A 16327-nucleotide genomic window follows, 5' to 3' on the forward strand; every position below is an offset into this window, starting at 1 on the left:
TCTTGTTTACTCCGTTGGCTCAGCGGCGTTGACAAGCTCAATGCATTTTGTTTCCGTGCGGATGTAGCGAATGCCTGCCATGCGAATAATGGGTCTATCCTGGTAAATCACCAGTAATCCCTTCTCCGGATGGCGGACAATCCGAATTTCGTCGGCGTTGATCTGCTTTAGCCACAGGGTATTGATGCCGGATTCATCGTCAATGATGTCAAAGCCATCCCCAGGGGAATAGATATACAGGTCGTTGCCCGGTCCGCCCTTGAGGATGTCGTCACCGGGGCCGCCGATGAGGGTGTCATGGCCTTCGCCACCAAATAGCCGATCGTTGCCCGCCCCACCCTGGAGATAGTCATTGCCCGCTTCACCAAACAGAAAGCTAGCGCCATCGCCGCCGTCGATGACATCATTTCCCTGGCCACCGTGGATGATGTTGTTGCCGCCGTTGCCGTATAGAACATCATCTCCGTCGAAGCCAAAGATAATGTCGTTGCCTTCAGTTCCTTTGATGATGTCATCGCCGAGGCTGCCAAAGATTTTAGACATCGGATTGCTACCAATAGGGGCTTAAAACACGGGGTTAGATGCTTGACTAGACAGGTCATTGTTGATTGGTAAGGTGCCAATCAATGAATGCTATTAATGATGGCAGTGTTTTGTCTGGAAAACTTAGGGTGGCAGGTTCTCTCCGCACGATAGCCCAGCGAATTGGGCAATATCCCTGAGCGGAAAGGCGGACATGGCTGGCTATGTCTCTATCCCTAAAAACTGATTGATTGTTGTTGCGATCGCATGGTCATTGTTTAACGAGCCCAACTGGATAACGTTGTCAGAGTGCAGAATTATTTTGGTCGAGTAATTGGTTTTGCCTTTGTTGTCGGTACGTTCCTTGACGGTTATTGTGTTGATTTCATCGAGCTTCTCTTCCCTTATGGTGGCTTGGCGGAGAATATTTTGACGGGTCAGAGATAGTTTTCCTGATTCTTTGTCGAAGGTACAGGTTTTTATTTGTTTAGTTAATAGATCGGCGATGCCTATGGCGCTGAAGAGACCGCCGATGCCAAAGGTGGTCCAACGGTCGTCTTGTTTGATATTGAGGGAGGAGGCTTGGGGATTGTGGATAAACTCGTTGATGCGTGCAACCTTTGCCCGCTTAGCGTTGACGCCATCGGATGTGGATAACTCGGTTAGGGGAATGGTTTTTCGATCGGTGGTTAGGGCAATGCGGTAGGTATCCCCGTTAACAGTTTCTACTTTGGCCCCTTTTAAGGATTTAAGGGTGGTGGTCTGTTTGTCGAGTAGGCTGATGGTTGTGCGTTGGCAGGCGATGTCATTGGGGCCGGTGCGATCGCAATGCAGTTTGGTTAGATGGCCGGAGCAAAGGATCAATATCCCGATGAGGGCAGCGGCAATGGCGGCGAACTGTCGTTTGGATAGGCCGAATGCGTATTCTGTGGCTTCGAGTTTTAGTCGGGTAGATGTGTGTTCTGTGATGTGCATCTATTTTTGCGTGGGGGCATAAATAGGGCTTGCTGAATAACTCAAAAAGACTGGTATATGGTTGTTTTAGCTAACAAGATCGAAGTTAAGTGCAAGGTCATTTAACGAGTTTTCAAGGGTTTCAGCCGATTCACCCTTGCACCTACCTATCGAAACAGCCTGAAAAAGTAACGTATTTGCGTTGGTTCAGCTCCGAAAAAGACCGATTAGACTTTTTCAGCAAGCCCTAAATAGATCGTAGCGATGGGGACAAAGCGGCAACAAGTTCGGGTGTCACCCATGACAATGTTGCGATAAGTGGTCTCTAATGGTCAGCATTCTGCTTTATTTGCTGGCCTTGGCTATGGGGTGGCTGACGGTCGTAGCTGCACTTGCTCGATGGGGATGCCTAGCTTTTGGGTTAGTTCGATGACGTTGGTGGTGAAGGTGGATAGGTCGCCTGAGGTGGTGGCGGCTCCGCTGGTGATGGTACCGATGGCGGTGCCCAGGATGACTAGCTTTTTCAGATTGCGGCTGATACGGCCCTGATTGGGCTGATCTTCTTTTAGGTCGCGCTCCAGGTTATGGAGAACGTCGTTGGCGTCGTTTTTTTGGGTGGTGGGGAATGTTTGGGCCTGGTCGCGGAGGTCGGTGAGTAGACGGGTGATGTCTTCGGTGTTGGGACCGTAGTTATTGATGGTGCCGCCGCCTTGGTCGCCTTGGACGGTTTCGGCGAAGCCACCTGCGAATTGGGCACCGCGAAGGTCGTACTTGGGAATTTCAGTCATTGGGGGCCTCACTGATTGCAACTTGATAATCTCCATCAAGTTTGTACTTTGTTCTCGGTAAGCGATAATCTCTCCCTCTTTAGCCTGCAATACATCACGATATCGCTGCTCCATCAGTGCCAACTTCGTTTCATAAAGCTCTTTAGCACTGCCCTCAATCGCTGTTTTATCAGCGTCTTTAGTCACTTCTAAACGAACAACAAAGGCTCCGTCTCGTTTCTTTTCGATGGCTTGAATAGAGAGGTCTTGATCAGTGTATTGAGTGCGGAGATCTTGGAAAGATTGGAAGAAGGCTTGCCAGTCGATACCGTCTTTGAAAATCAGGTCTACTGTGTCTAACGCCTGCTGAAATAGAGCCGAAAACTCACCAGGCTTAAAGACACCTTCTCTGGGTCGGCGCTCTTCCTGACTGGTTTTAAGATATACATAACTGCAAACAACATCGTCCAGAACCGTAGCACTATTGATATTCCAATCCTCTAGACATGCTGTTGTAAACACAGCCCTATAAAAGTTAGTGCCAAGGGCTTGAGCCCGACTTAAGTTCGCTCCGCGCAAATCAGCCTCACTCAAGTCAGCTCTTTGTAAATCAGTTTCAGCTAGGTCAGCCTTCCGTAGATCTGCCCCACTCAAGTTAATATCACTCAGATTGAGTCCAACCAGCCTAGCCCCCCATAAGGAGGCTCCACCCAGATTAGCTGCAAACAAAAAAGCTTCTTGTAGATTGACACCTCCTAAAGACGCTCTCTGTAAATTAGCACCAGGTAATTCGGCATAACTCAGATCAGCATGCTGTAAGTCAGCTTCACTAAGGTTAATTCCGGCCAAACTCATACCACTCAGATCAGCGTTAGCTAGGTCAGGTACAACATCAGAACGACTCTTTCTCCAATGATTCCAGACCTCTACCCCCTGCTTCAGCAGCTCCACATGCTCCGTATTCGCCACCCCAGAAACCTCACCTCAACAACTCAGCCGACACCCCCGAAACTTTTCTCTTGCCTTCAACAACAATCCGAAAAATTTCCAACGCAGATCGCCCAGCCTCAATCAGCTTCGCCTACGCCTTTTTCCATTCTTCAATTGCACCTACGACGAAAGCGGCGACGGGATGATCAATGGCGGCTTCAAAGGCTTTGATGCCGCCTGCGGTGAGGGCGGCGACGGTGCGTTGTTTGAAGGTAGGATTGGCTTCGATTTGGCCGATGGCTTGGGTGGCCAGGGTCATTTTTTGGGTAGTGGTCTCAGCTGGGGCGGTTTGCTCTAGCTGTTGGAGTAAGGCTTGGATTTCAGCGGCGGCTTCGGCTAGGGAAGGTGTTTCGGCGGCGGCGTTGTTGATGGTGCCGCCGATCTGATTCCCTTCAACGATCTCGGCGAAGCCTCCGGCGAACTGGGCGTTGCTGAGGTCGTACTTGGGGGCGTTGGAACCTTGCTCTGACACGGTGGTGTCTCCTTGGTAGGTTTTGTTGATTTGGGTACTAGGTCGGCCTATGGCTGTGCCGACCAGGCCTGCTAGCCGCTGAACTTCACGGTCCTTCTCAATGAGCAAAGCTTGCATTGCCTGGGGTGGCAGGGTTAGTAAATAGTCGTAGCGTTCAAAATATTGACGGTGTAACGCTGATAAGTCACTTTGTTGACTGGTTTCAGCTCTGACTAGCAACTGGTCTCGCTGTTTGCCTCGCTTCTCCATGGAGATAATTTCAAGATCTGCGTTTGGGTTATTTTCCCGTAGTTCGTGGAAGGCAATGGCCAGGGCGCGCGGGTCTAATACTTGGTTGTGGTAGAGGTCGAGGGTTTCGACCATGGGGGCGATAAAGTCAGAAAACTCCCCATCTGCAAACGTCTTTTGCTTGTCATCGGGCTTACGATGAGGATCGCTGTTCAGGTCATCCTCTGGCGGCAGGCGCATAAAGACGTAGTCACAGCGGATACCGTCGAGCCTGGTTTTGGTGGTAATGTTCCAATCTTCGATATAGGCACCGGTCAGGGTGGAGCCGGTCAGGTCGGCCTCGTCGAGCTGGGTCTGAACTAGCTTGGAGCCGGATAGATCGGCATCTTGTAGATTGATGCCATTGCAGTTGGCCCCTATAAACCTGGCATTAGTCAGGTCAACCCCTTGAAGGTTACCCTCTTTGAGGATTGAACCGGTGAAATCAGCTTTGACTAAGTTGGCACCTTGTAAGTTAATGCCTGCGAGATTGAGAAGATAGTCGTAGGACTGGCCCTGGCCGTTGCCCGTGAGCACCAGCTCACGGATTTTGGGGTTGTTTAGATAGGTTTCGCCTGGACGCACACGGTCCAGTTTGTCAGCATCTCGCCAACGGGTACGGAGTAGCACAGCCCGCCTGATGTCAGTACTTTTGAGCCTTGCCTGAGAGAAATCAGCATTGGTCAGTGTAGCCTCACGAAAGCTAGTACCGCCAATCGCCGCAAAGGCGATGGCCACAGAACGAATCCAAGCATCTCGCTCATCCCCCTTCAACGCTCGCCAGCCAACATAAGCACTCACCAACGTCACCGCTCCGGCTCCGGCTCCGGCTCCGGCTCCGGCTCCGGCTCCGGCTAAGGCTACGGCTACGGCTCCGGCTCCGGCTAAGGCTACGGCTACGGCTCCGGCTCCGGCTCCGGCTCCGGCTCCGGCTCCGGCTCCGGCTCCGGCTCCGGCTAAGGCTCCGGCTCCGGCTCCGGCTACGGCTACGGCTACGGCTACGGCTACGGCTCCGGCTCCGGCTAAGGCTACGGCTCCGGCTCCGGCTCCGGCTACGGCTCCGGCTCCGGCTAAGGCTACGGCTCCGGCTACGGCTACAACACCTTTACGGAGTAGCAAAAATAAGAATACAACAAGAACCGCTAATGAAACCCATCCTGCAACTTGATTGTCTAGGTTACTGGAATCAAATATCAGTGAAACAAAATATCCAGCTAATGCTGAGAAAAATCCTGAGAGAACTGACAGCAACAATGAGGCAATCACTAACCCAGTTGCCCAACGCTTCTGCAATCCAGCTTTAGCTTGAGTAAAGTTAGTCCCGGTTAAGTTTGCATTGGTGAAGTTTGTACTACGAATATCAGCTCCGCTAAAGTCTGCGCCTGCTAGGTCTTTGCCTTTAAAGTTCTGTCCTCTCAGGTTTACCCCCTTAAAGTCTCGCTCACCGGCTTTATAAAGCCGCAGTACTTCAGCAGCTTTCACGTTTTAGCTCCATACCCGCACACCTATTCAATGCATCAAGTCTAACCGTTCCTTTTCCCGATAGATTTTCAGTCATTTACCCAGCAATTCAACCAAAACCGCTGAAAGGTTTTATTTTCCTTCTGCTTATTACCTGCCAAATGTCCAACGCGGGCCGCTTTGCCCTACTCAACCGCGCCACCCGCGTCATATCAGCTCCAAAATATGGTTTCTACAGGGAATAAAAAACCAGGTAAAACAGTCTCTCCTGACAGTGTCTTTGGCTTATCCAAGCGTTCCACCGATTGATCCCCACGATAAATCTCCGCCCACCCAGCCTTAGGCACAATCAACCAACCCAACCGGGCCCCATTCTCAACATATTCCCGCATCTTGCTTTGCAAAACACTGACCGCATCCGACTCAGACGCTAGTTCCAAAACAAAATCAGGACAAATCGGCGCAAACCCCCGCCGCTGCTCCGGCGTCAGCGCATCCCAACGCCCCTTTGCAATCCAAGCCGTATCCGGCGACCGAATCGCCCCATTGGGTAACTGAAACCCCGAAGACGAATCAAACACCTTACCCAACCCAGTCTGCCGATTCCAAATAACAATATCCGCACTCGCTTCCGCATTACGGCTACCGCCTTCGCTGCCAGTGGGTGACATAACAATGATTTTCCCCTGAGCCGTCAGTTCCATGCGCAGCTCTGGATTTGCCTGGGTAAACTGCCCAAACTGCTCAGGGTTTACCCTAAGCTGGGCAGGTAAATTAATGGCCTGTGAAGTAACCATAGCCGTGCGAAAAATTGCGCCATATCTGCCTCAAACATAGCACTGCTGAAAGCAAACCATCCATTGGGCACGTTGAGCTTGCTTAAGTCAAAGCAGGATACCCCCCTGTCCCTCCTGGGAGGGAGCCCCTCCTCCTGAGGGGGCGGGTTGGCCGTTAGCGCAAGCGTTCGAGACCCACCCCGCCTGCGGCACCCCTCCCAAGAGGGGAGAGATCGGCACATTACTCCAAATTTGGTGCGTTAATAACGGCACCCTACAAAATCTGGGATAGGAATTTCTGAGAGCGCTCTTCCTTCGGATTATTAAAGAACTCATCCGGCGTATTCTCCTCTACCAGCACTCCACCATCCATCAACACCACCCGGTCCGCCACCTCACGGGCAAACCCCACCTCGTGGGTCACACATACCATCGTCATGCCCGTATCCGCCAGACCCCGCATCACGTCTAGCACCTCCCGCACCATCTCAGGGTCCAGTGCCGACGTAGGCTCATCAAATAACATTATCTTCGGCTGCATCGCTAGCGATCGCGCAATGGCCACCCGCTGCTGCTGACCACCGGACAGCTGCCCCGGAAACTTATTGGCCTGCTCCGCAATACCCACTCGCTTTAGTAGCTGCATGGCGGTTTCTTCCGCATCACGCTTCTTCTGCTTGCGCACCCAAATGGGCGCCAGGGTGACATTCTGCAACACCGTCAGGTGGGGAAACAAATTAAACTGCTGGAACACCATGCCCACTTCCCGACGAATCTCTTCGATGTTCTTGAGGTCGTGGGAAATCTCGATGCCATCAATGACGATGCTGCCCTTTTGGTAGGGCTCCAGCGCATTAAACGTGCGAATAAAGGTGGACTTACCCGAACCCGAAGGCCCCATCACCACCACCACTTCGCCTTTGTACACATTCAGGCTGACGCCCTTGAGCACATTGAAGCCATTGTCGTACCACTTTTCCACATCGGTGGCGACGATGACGGCTTCACTACCGACAGAGCTGGACTGATTGGCTACGGACATATCCACTTGAGTCATGGTTCAGGTTCCTAATGGTGGGGCAGACCCCAGGACTATTTTGGCATTGACTACCCGTGGGAATGTAATTGACGACACGGGATTTAACATCGGACAAAAGTAATAATTAATCGAGCAACGGATTTTCCTCAGGAAGCTCTCCCCCTCGTAGGGGGAGATGCCGCATGCAGAGGGGGTTAGCGTCCAGTGTGCAACGCGCGCTCAATGCGGCGACTGCCTAGGGACATGGCATAGCAGAAGAACCAATAGAGCATGGCAATAAATAGGTAGACCTCGGCATAATCCCCGAGATATTTCGGGTTGGCCAGGATACTATTACTGATACCCAAAAGCTCCACTAGACCCACAATTCCCAATAGGGTGGTGTCTTGGAAAAGACTAATAAACTGACCCACAATGGCTGGAATCGCCACTTTCAGCGCCTGGGGCAACACGATCAGGGACAGGGTAAGGGGACTATTGAGACCTAGGGACGCAGCGGCTTCTACTTGCCCCCGGGGAATGGCCTGCAAACCCGCCCGCACGTTCTCGGCGAGATAGGCAGAACTAAACAGGGTAAGACCCACAATGGCTCGAACAATGTTGTCGGGCCGCACACCTTCTGGCAAAAATAGGGGAATCATCACCTGGCCCATAAACAAAATGGAAATCAGGGGCACCCCGCGAATTAGCTCGATGTAGGCAATGGAGAGACCCTTGATGATGGGCAAATTACTGCGCCGCCCTAGGGCCATGAGGATGCCGATGGGAAAACAGATGGCAATGCCGGTAATGGCTAAGAACAGCGTGAGGGTAAGGCCGCCCCAGTTGTTGGTGCCGATGGGCTTAAACCCAAGGAAACCGCCGATGGCATCTAAACCGGCACTAATGGCAAAGCAGCCTAGACCAAATAAAAGGGCGGCAATGACGAATGTGGTCAGGGTTCTACGATCGGCCAGGATGGGCACCAACAACGACACAAAGGCGATGTAGGTGACGATGGTGATCAGCTTCAGCAACAGGGGGACGTTCAGGAAGCCGTAGAGCGGTAGAAATAGCACTAAACTACCGACAAACCACAGCACCCGCATGGCCCAGATGCCGACAATGTTGTCGCTGATGCCATCAATGATGGCGGCGTTGGTCAACAGCTTAAACACCGTCGAGGCTAGCCAAATGCTGATGGCAATGGTGGCGATTAAAAAGAGGAGGCTATTGCGAATGTCACCCCCCGCTAAAATCAGTAGCGAGATGGAATAGATTAAAAACCAGCCCGCCGCTAAAAACTGACTGAGGTTTAGCTTGCGTTGCCCCAGGGTTTTGCCGCCCCAGGCGCAGGCTAGGGCCAAGGCCACCAGGGCGATGAGGGTGAGGGCTGAGGGGCGGGTGAGGGGCAGGATAATAAACCCGGCACAGATAATGGCAACGCCGATGAGGACATTGCGGCTAAACAGCTTGCCTTGGTTGCGGACTAGCAGCCCCCAGGTGACACCGGCCATGGCCACGTTGACACCGAGGATGGCCCAAATGCGTGAGTAGATCTCTGAGGGATATAGACCTGACATGAATAGGGCCAGGTTATTGGGCACCACGGCCCACTCAGCGACATTGAAGATCCAGTTGAACATGCCCCACACCGCCAGTAGCATGACGCCCACTAGGATGACGGTGAGCAGGGCGTTGTACCAGGTGTTGAATAAATGCTTGCGCAACCAGGCCACTGGCCCCGACTGGGCAATGGGTGGCGGGCTGGATTCTGGGACTAGAGGTGAATTGGGTGTCGTTGTTGTCATCGCCCCTACCGCTCCTTAAACTGCACAGCACTGTTGAGTTGGTTCATGTTCACCGAAATCAAAAGGTTGATGATTAGATAGGTGGCCATCATCAGTAAGAAGACTTCCACCGGCCGCCCGGTTTGGTTGAAGGTGGTGTTGGCGACGGAATATAGGTCGGGGAAGCCGATGGCGAGGGCCAAACTGGAGTTTTTGGCGAGGTTGGCAAATTCGCTGTTGAGGGGCGGAATAATCACCCGCAGGGCCTGGGGGAACACCACCATGCGCATGGCTAAGCCGGAGGAGAGACCCAGGGAGCGGGCGGCTTCCCACTGTCCTTGGGAGACGGATTGGATGCCGGCCCGGACAATCTCGGCGATAAAGGCTCCGGTGTAGAAGGTGAGACCGGTGACAATGGCGGAATATTCTAGGGAGAGTTTGAGGCCGCCGGTGACGCCGCCGGTAAAGGTGCCGTCGTCTTTTAGTCCGGCAATGGGGGTCTGCCAGCCAAAGGCAAATAGGACAACGAGAATGCCGAAGAGGATAAGGAGTGCGATCGCAATCAGCTGCGGTTTTCCCGACTGCCCCTGGTCCACAATCACCTTGGTGCGCCAGTTGGCCAGCAATACCAACGGAATCAACAGGGCCAATAAAAGCATCACCCACAGCCCTTGGGCGCTGGACATCAATGACGGAAATGCTCCTTTGAAGTAAAGCCCTCTATTGGCACTCCAGTTGAAGAGTAAGAAAAACTCCACGACCACAACAACCGGAATCATCAGCAAGCTAAAACCGTAGCCCAAGAGCGGCCCGACACCACCGCGATAACTGCCCCGGCGCACCACCTTGAGCGATCGGAAAAATAGACCAATCAACAGTAGCGACACCGCCAATAGAATCAATCCAGTCCAAACCGTTGGGGTAAAGGATGGCCCCGGCACATAAATTCCCTTTTTACTCACCACAAACCAGCTCAGGTCTGCATTGGGAAAGACAAATGGACTTCTTGGCGACGGAAAACTAAAGAAAACCGCCAGGTACCAAAAAAACAGCTGCAGCAACAGGGGCACGTTGCGCACCAGCCCCACATAGGCGCGGCTAATTTTATAGAGCAACCAGTTATCGGAGAAACTGGCCACACCGGCCGTAATCCCCACGGTGGTCGCTAAAATCACCCCGACAATCATCACCCGGAGGGAATTAATGATGCCGACCTGAATAACTTTGCTGTAGGCATCTTGGGCCTTATAGTCCAAAAGGCTTTCACCAATGGCAAATCCGGCGGGATTTTTAAGGAAGCTGAAACCAAACTTAATACCCCGACCGAGCATGTTGTCATTGAGGGTGGCGGAGAAATGCCATAGCAAATCCACCACAAACAACACAATTAACGCTTGGAACGCAATTTTCCAGAAGCGTTCGTCCCGGAGTAGAGACTGGATAGCAGATATGGGACTGTTACTGCGACTAGCCATAACGAACAGAGAACAAGGGGCTTAGTAACGGCGAAGATCACGGGCTATGGATAGCCCCGCTAGCTAGAACAACGGAATAAAGAGACATAGCTCTAAAGCCCGTTAAGAGAGCAAGCACCGACAAAATCCAAGGACTTACGATCTCCATAGGCACCATCATAGGGTTGAGGTGATAAGAGATTCTAGTCTTTTTTACCTGGGGAATTAAAACTGTTAGTAAACGTAATGTAATTCGGCTGCTGCTGCAGTGCCATGGGCTACCATCGGGGCAATTGCCGCGACAAGACGGCATAAAAAAGGAGGCCTTTGGCCCCTTACAAAAAATGTCTTAAATCTAACGGTGAATAAAAAAAGGGCCCCCAAAGGCCCCCAAAAAAGTGTCTTAAATTTAACAACGATTACGGTAATCTAACAACGATTACCGTAATAAAACCGTCACTAAATCAACAAACTTTCTAATTAATGTCTCCAATTAACGGAACGGAGGAGAATACATAAGGCCACCATCAGTCCAAAGCGCATTCTGACCACGCTCTAGCTCAAACTGAGAGTCTTTGCCCAGGTTGCGCTCAAAGATCTCACCGTAGTTGCCCACATGCTTAATGGCCCGCAACATGAAGTCGTTGGGCAGACCCATATCAGTACCTAGGGTACCTTCAGCACCGACAAAGCGGAGCACGTTGGGATCTTCGCTGCTAACAGCGGCTTCAATGGTGTCAGCGGTTAAACCAAACTCTTCAGCCTGAATCAGACCGTAGGTAATCCACTTAACGGTGTCAAACCAAGCGGAGTCGTTGTTGATGGTTACAGGACCTAGGGGCTCCTTAGACATCGTAACTTCTAGGAGGACGTGGGCCTCGGGCTCGCTTAGGGTGCTGCGGCGGGCGATTAGCTGCGACTTATCAGAGGTAAAGCCTTCGCAACGGCCTTCGTCGTAGGCCGCATAGCCTGCGTCTGCATCCTGGAAAACAACGGGCTCAAAACTAACGCCGCGCTGACGGAACTGGTCAGTCAGGTTGAGCTCAGTGGTGGTACCGGTTTCAACACAGATGGATAGACCTTCCATGTCCTCTAGGGTGGTCACACCGCTATCGCCGCGCACCATCATGCCCTGACCATCAAAAAATGTAGTGGGCGCAAACTCCATACCCACAGACGTGTCGCGACTGGTGGTCCAAGTTGTGTTACGGGAGAGCATATCCACCTCGCCACCCTTGAGGGCTTCAAAGCGCTCAGTGGAGTCTAGGTTACGATACTCAACCGCTTCGGGATCATCAAACAGAGCCGCAGCCACTGCCTTACAAACATCTACGTCAAGACCAGAGTATGTACCACTCTCGTCAACGAAACTAAAGCCGGGAATACCACCGTCAACACCGCAGTTGAGGGTGCCACGGCTCAATACTGTATCCAGACGGCTGCCGCCAACGGCACCAGCGACTGCATCCACCGCATCACCAGCGGCATCAGTGGCTGTATCCACTGCATCTTGAGCACCACCGCAGGCAGCCAGTGGCAGGGCGACAGCGAGTAACGCTGCTAAGGAAGAACCCCATTTAGCCATAATTAACCTCACACACTCCATTGAAATAGACCAAGAAACTTGAGTAACGCTGTGGACGTTTTGGGAAAAACGAGAAAAGCCCACGATTGACACAGGGCCTATCGCCGGAACACAGCTATTATCCAAGCCAGGATTCGCCGTTGCTGATTTAGATCCCGAACTAGGCTGAACGGATTGCCATCGGCCAATACCCGCCAGCTAGCCTGATCTGAAAAATCGGCAACGTTTAAACTCTGCCATTGTGCCTTAGGGAAAGACGCATTCCAGAAAATTGGTAAATGAATCCTTCCTGAAAATCAACAATGACAAAATACGTTTAATGCATCCTAAGACGATATGGTATCGCCTACTAGGAATTAATGCGTATAATACGCGGCAGTTCTGGCCTAAATCTGCAGCTGCCAGCGATTGATTTCATTGCAATACCAGGGTTTTGTATCCTTGAGCACCGTTTGAGAATTTGGGTAAAATTTAAGACTTGTCCCGTTGTGGCGTATCAACACTTTTTGGGGCAATAGTCAATGGCTGGGGCCGAGGTGAGGCACTGCTCCACGGCTACTGGTTTTGGGCTAGGTCCCGAATTAGGGATACTTTTGACTGAATGTAGCGGTTCACCTGGGATAGCTCAGCGTTGTCCAACGGTGATTGGTAGCATAGTTGCTCTATGACCCAGTTGACTAAACTCTGATCGTCTAGGCTGAGAATATGACTGCTATGGGCGGCGTCAATGACAGACCATAGTTGACGGAGCAGCAAAGGAGACATGTATTTTTTAATAATCTTTTAACATTCTCGCCTCTATTATCCCCATCACCTGTTGAAGTAGATGTTTATTTTTGACAAGTTTTCTCACAATCGTTCGGGTCGGCCTCAGGATGGGGCGTCGTAATGAGGCTGCTTTGCGTTAGTAATGGCCATGGGGAAGATCTAATCGCCATCAGGATTTTGCAGGCCCTGCAAGGGATGTTGCCTGATTTGCCCATGGCCGCTTTGCCGATTGTGGGCGAGGGGCGGCGGTACCAAAAATTGGGCGTGGAGATTATTGGGCCAACGAAGCAAATGCCTTCGGGTGGGTTTATTTATATGGATGGTCAGCAGCTGGCCCGGGACCTGCAAGGGGGGTTGCTGCAGCTGACGGTGGCCCAGGTGCGGGCCATGGGGCAGTGGCTCCGGGCCGATGACGTGGTGCTGGCGGTGGGGGATATTGTGCCCCTGTTGTTTGGTTGGCTGAGTCGTTGTTCCTATGGGTTTGTGGGGACGGCCAAGTCTGAATACTATGTGCGCAATGAGCAGGGGCTGTGTTTAGAGCAGTCTTCCTGGCTGGACCATCTGGATTTTCAGCGCACCTGTGTCTATATGCCCTGGGAGCGCTGGTTGATGCGTCGCAGTGCCTGTGTGTTTGCCCGCGATGGCATTACCACCCAGCGGCTCCATCGGTGGGCGGTGACGGCCTACGATGCTGGCAATCCGATGATGGATGGGTTTGTGATTCCATCCCCTGTGAAGCTGGCCACTGTGGATACCTTGAAGGTGTTGTTGCTGCCGGGGTCGCGCGCGCCTGAGGTCTATGGGAATTGGGAGCGATTGCTGCAGGGGGCTAAAAATATGATGGAAATGGTCCCCCATGGGTTTGCGTTTTTGGTGGCGGCGGCCCCCAGTTTAGATTTGGCTCAGCTGGCGGCCACCTTGGCCCGCTATGGTTGGGAGCCTCGGGGGGCGGGCTATGGCCAGGGGCCGCATTCGTTGATAATTGCTCAGGGGGCGTTTGTGGACTATGCCCAGCGGGCCCATGTGGCGATCGCAACTGCGGGCACCGCCACGGAGCAGGTTGTTGGTCTGGGCAAGCCGGTGCTAACCTTGCCGGGGCCAGGTCCCCAATTTACCCAAAGCTTTGCCCAGGCCCAGGCCCGCCATTTGGGGCCATCGGTCACCCTGGTGGCGGAGCCTAGCCAAATGGGGCAAGCGCTCCAGGCTATTTTGGCCGACCCCAGTCGCCAGGCCGAAATCTATGAAAATGGTCTGCACCGCATGGGACCACCGGGGGCGGGGCAGCGCATTGCTGAAATTCTGGTTAAAACCCTGTTGGCGTAGGTGGGGATGGAAGTCAGAGTGCCGGAAGTCGGTGGCTTCGGCTACGCTCAGCCACCGGTAGCTGAGCGCAGTCGTTTGGTAGCTGAGCGCAGTCGAAGCTACCCCAAAACTGCGGCGGGGGCCTGGGCCTTCAAATATTCTGTGTTGACGCCCGATTCGCGGGTGAGGGCAATTTTGCCGGTGCGGGCAATTTCACGAATGCCAAACCGATCCAGCACCTGGACAATGGCTACCATTTTGCCGGGGTCGCCCACCACTTCTAATGTCAGCGATTCGTCGGCCACATCCACCACCCGGGCACGGAAGATCTGGGCAAAGTTAATAATTTCGGGACGAGTGGTGCTGTTGGCGTTGACCTTGAGCAGCATCAATTCCCGTTCGACACAGGGTTTTTCGGTAATGTCGTTGACCTTGAGCACGTTGATCAGCTTGTAGAGCTGCTTGGTCAACTGCTCGATCACCCCATCATCTCCGGGCACCACCATGGTGATGCGGGAAATGCCTGACTGTTCGGCGGGTCCGACGGCAAGGCTTTCGATGTTAAATCCACGACGGGCAAACAAGCCGGCAATGCGGGTCAAAACGCCTGCTTCGTCTTCGACCAAAACGGAAAGGGTGTGTTTCATGGAGAGAAAATGATGGATGGCCCATTATTTTATTCCAGAACCCCGGCTTCTGTTCAATATGTTGTGCAATCTTAGTGCCTAATCCAGTGTGGTTTTGGTTGCTGGAAATCCGGATTCTGTTCAAAATTTTGGCCTTTGTAGGTGCTTGTATCCAAAATCCGGGTTTTTGGAATGCAAATTTTTACAACTAGAAGATAAGCTCCGTTTTAAGCGTCCTGATGATGAACACCGTTTACGAAAAGTTTACACAAGCCGGTCGTTTCACCATTGACAAGCGTTCATCACCGTTTGGCAGGAGCATAAAAAACATGGGCAAGCACATATTGTTAGTTGGCGTGGAAGCTGAACATCTGACTCCGGGGCCATCTCCTGCGATCGCAAATGTAACCGCTTTGCAACAAGCCCTATTAACTGAAATTGAAGAGGTACGGGATGATCAAATCACCACGTTACTCAATCCCAACCTGGGGGAGCTACGCCACGCCCTAGCACTGATGACCTATCGCTGTCGCCGGGGCGATCTGTGCATGATTTACTACACCGGCTGCGGTGTGATTGCGCCCAACGGCACCCTTTATTTGCCCGCCTCCGATACGGATGGCAAAAATCTATCCACCACGGCAATTTCCAGCGACTATATCCGCCAGGCCTTGCCCTCCGTTAAGGAAAATATCCATCGGGTGATGATTCTGGACTGTCTGTGGCGCACCCTGCCCCCCGCCGCCGTTAAGAAGATGAGCCCAGCTAACCATCCGGAGGTCGATCGCCTGGGGCTTTCCCGTTTGGCAGACTGTAATGCGATTGTGCTGACGGCCCGAGGCAGTTTGGCAAACCCCTGGCCCGTCACCGATTTGGGGCTGTCGCTCTACACCCAGCGGTTAATTGACGGCCTGACCAGTGGGCTGGCCGATATGGATGCCGACGGCGGCATTTCTGTGAACGATATTCAGTCCTATATGGGCCATAGCCTGGGCGAGTCCAATGCCGATCTGTGGCCGATGATGGCCCATGACGAGAATCAGGTGAATGGCGCTGACCGCCCGCTGATGTCCATTAAGACCTATTCCCCGGAGCGGGAATATCGCCGTAGCTTGGAGAGCTATGCCAAGCGACATCGCGGCCATATTCCCGGCGACTGTCGCAATGTGTTGGAGTTTTTGCGCCATCAGCTGGGGTTAACGGTGCACCAGGGCCAGCTAATTGAGCTCGATGTGATGGCACCCTACACGGACCATCAAGACAATTGCGATCGCTACCGTCAGGCATTGATGACGGCCTTTTCGTTGGAAAATCCCCTGGGGCAGCCGTTGAAAAAGTGGTTGCGCCACCTGCAAGGAGAGCTGGCCTTGACCCATGAAGACGTGGCGGCCATTGAGACGCAGCTGCTGACCCAGGAGCCTTATCCGCAGCTTACCCATTTGCCCATGCTGTCGGGCGAGCAACCCAAACTTCCTAGCCATAATGGCCATGGGAATTCCACCCGCTATTTGCGGTGACTGAAGTGAGAAGTCGGAATTTGGCAGTCGGAATTTGGTAGAGCGTTTGTCGCTGGAC

At 52.8% G+C, this 16327-nt stretch carries 13 protein-coding genes and 1 pseudogene; 2 read left to right on the forward strand and 12 right to left on the reverse strand.

Features of this window, described 5'->3' with window-relative positions; genetic code table 11:
- Positions 1-6: 6 nt before the first annotated feature.
- The 11 genes and pseudogenes from IXB28_RS05545 to IXB28_RS05590 all read right to left on the reverse strand — a co-directional run bounded on the left by IXB28_RS05545 (position 7) and on the right by IXB28_RS05590 (position 12821).
- Positions 7-543, reverse strand: a complete 537-nt coding sequence (locus tag IXB28_RS05545; protein ID WP_215617538.1) for a calcium-binding protein — start codon at positions 541-543, stop codon at positions 7-9.
- Positions 544-744: 201 nt separating this feature from the next.
- Complete coding sequence (locus IXB28_RS05550) at positions 745-1497, reverse strand: hypothetical protein (RefSeq protein WP_215617539.1); 753 nt, start codon at positions 1495-1497, stop codon at positions 745-747.
- 341 nt (positions 1498-1838) lie between these two features.
- On the reverse strand, positions 1839-3212 hold the full coding sequence (locus IXB28_RS05555; RefSeq protein ID WP_215617540.1) for a pentapeptide repeat-containing protein: 1374 nt from the start codon (positions 3210-3212) through the stop codon (positions 1839-1841).
- A gap of 112 nt (positions 3213-3324) precedes the next feature.
- On the reverse strand, positions 3325-4782 hold the full coding sequence (locus tag IXB28_RS05560; protein WP_407659144.1) for a pentapeptide repeat-containing protein: 1458 nt from the start codon (positions 4780-4782) through the stop codon (positions 3325-3327).
- A gap of 564 nt (positions 4783-5346) precedes the next feature.
- Positions 5347-5454: pseudogene (locus tag IXB28_RS17005) on the reverse strand (pentapeptide repeat-containing protein); the annotation flags it as partial.
- A gap of 191 nt (positions 5455-5645) precedes the next feature.
- Positions 5646-6230 carry a Uma2 family endonuclease gene (locus IXB28_RS05565; protein ID WP_215617542.1) on the reverse strand — a complete coding sequence of 195 codons (585 nt, stop codon included), beginning with the start codon at positions 6228-6230 and terminating at the stop codon, positions 5646-5648.
- 253 nt (positions 6231-6483) lie between these two features.
- On the reverse strand, positions 6484-7266 hold the full coding sequence (locus IXB28_RS05570; RefSeq protein WP_215617543.1) for an amino acid ABC transporter ATP-binding protein: 783 nt from the start codon (positions 7264-7266) through the stop codon (positions 6484-6486).
- Between the two features lie 176 nt (positions 7267-7442).
- Complete coding sequence (locus IXB28_RS16520) at positions 7443-9038, reverse strand: amino acid ABC transporter permease (protein WP_246559624.1); 1596 nt, start codon at positions 9036-9038, stop codon at positions 7443-7445.
- Between the two features lie 5 nt (positions 9039-9043).
- The gene (locus IXB28_RS05580; RefSeq protein WP_215617544.1) at positions 9044-10492 is read right to left on the reverse strand and encodes an amino acid ABC transporter permease; all 1449 of its coding nucleotides are present in this window, start codon (positions 10490-10492) and stop codon (positions 9044-9046) included.
- Positions 10493-10964: 472 nt separating this feature from the next.
- A complete protein-coding gene (locus tag IXB28_RS05585; protein ID WP_215617545.1) occupies positions 10965-12056 on the reverse strand; it encodes an amino acid ABC transporter substrate-binding protein in 1092 nt (363 codons plus the stop codon).
- Positions 12057-12611: 555 nt separating this feature from the next.
- Positions 12612-12821 (reverse strand): hypothetical protein, encoded by a 210-nt coding sequence (locus IXB28_RS05590; RefSeq protein ID WP_215617546.1) that lies wholly within the window; start codon positions 12819-12821, stop codon positions 12612-12614.
- Positions 12822-12944: 123 nt separating this feature from the next.
- On the opposite strand from IXB28_RS05590, the gene IXB28_RS05595 reads away from it, so the two are divergent.
- Positions 12945-14147, forward strand: coding sequence for a lipid-A-disaccharide synthase-related protein (locus tag IXB28_RS05595; protein WP_215617547.1), 1203 nt, complete (start codon positions 12945-12947; stop codon positions 14145-14147).
- A gap of 98 nt (positions 14148-14245) precedes the next feature.
- On the opposite strand, the gene ilvN is transcribed toward IXB28_RS05595, so the two are convergent.
- The gene (gene ilvN / locus IXB28_RS05600) at positions 14246-14773 is read right to left on the reverse strand and encodes an acetolactate synthase small subunit (RefSeq protein ID WP_215617548.1); all 528 of its coding nucleotides are present in this window, start codon (positions 14771-14773) and stop codon (positions 14246-14248) included.
- Positions 14774-15081: 308 nt separating this feature from the next.
- Between ilvN and IXB28_RS05605 the strand changes: the two genes are divergently transcribed.
- Positions 15082-16269: a caspase family protein gene (locus tag IXB28_RS05605; protein ID WP_215617549.1), complete on the forward strand. Its 1188-nt coding sequence runs from the start codon at positions 15082-15084 to the stop codon at positions 16267-16269.
- Positions 16270-16327: the final 58 nt, after the last annotated feature.

This window comes from Leptothoe kymatousa TAU-MAC 1615 (assembly GCF_018739865.1).
Classification (GTDB): Bacteria; Cyanobacteriota; Cyanobacteriia; order Phormidesmidales; family Phormidesmidaceae; genus Leptothoe; species Leptothoe kymatousa.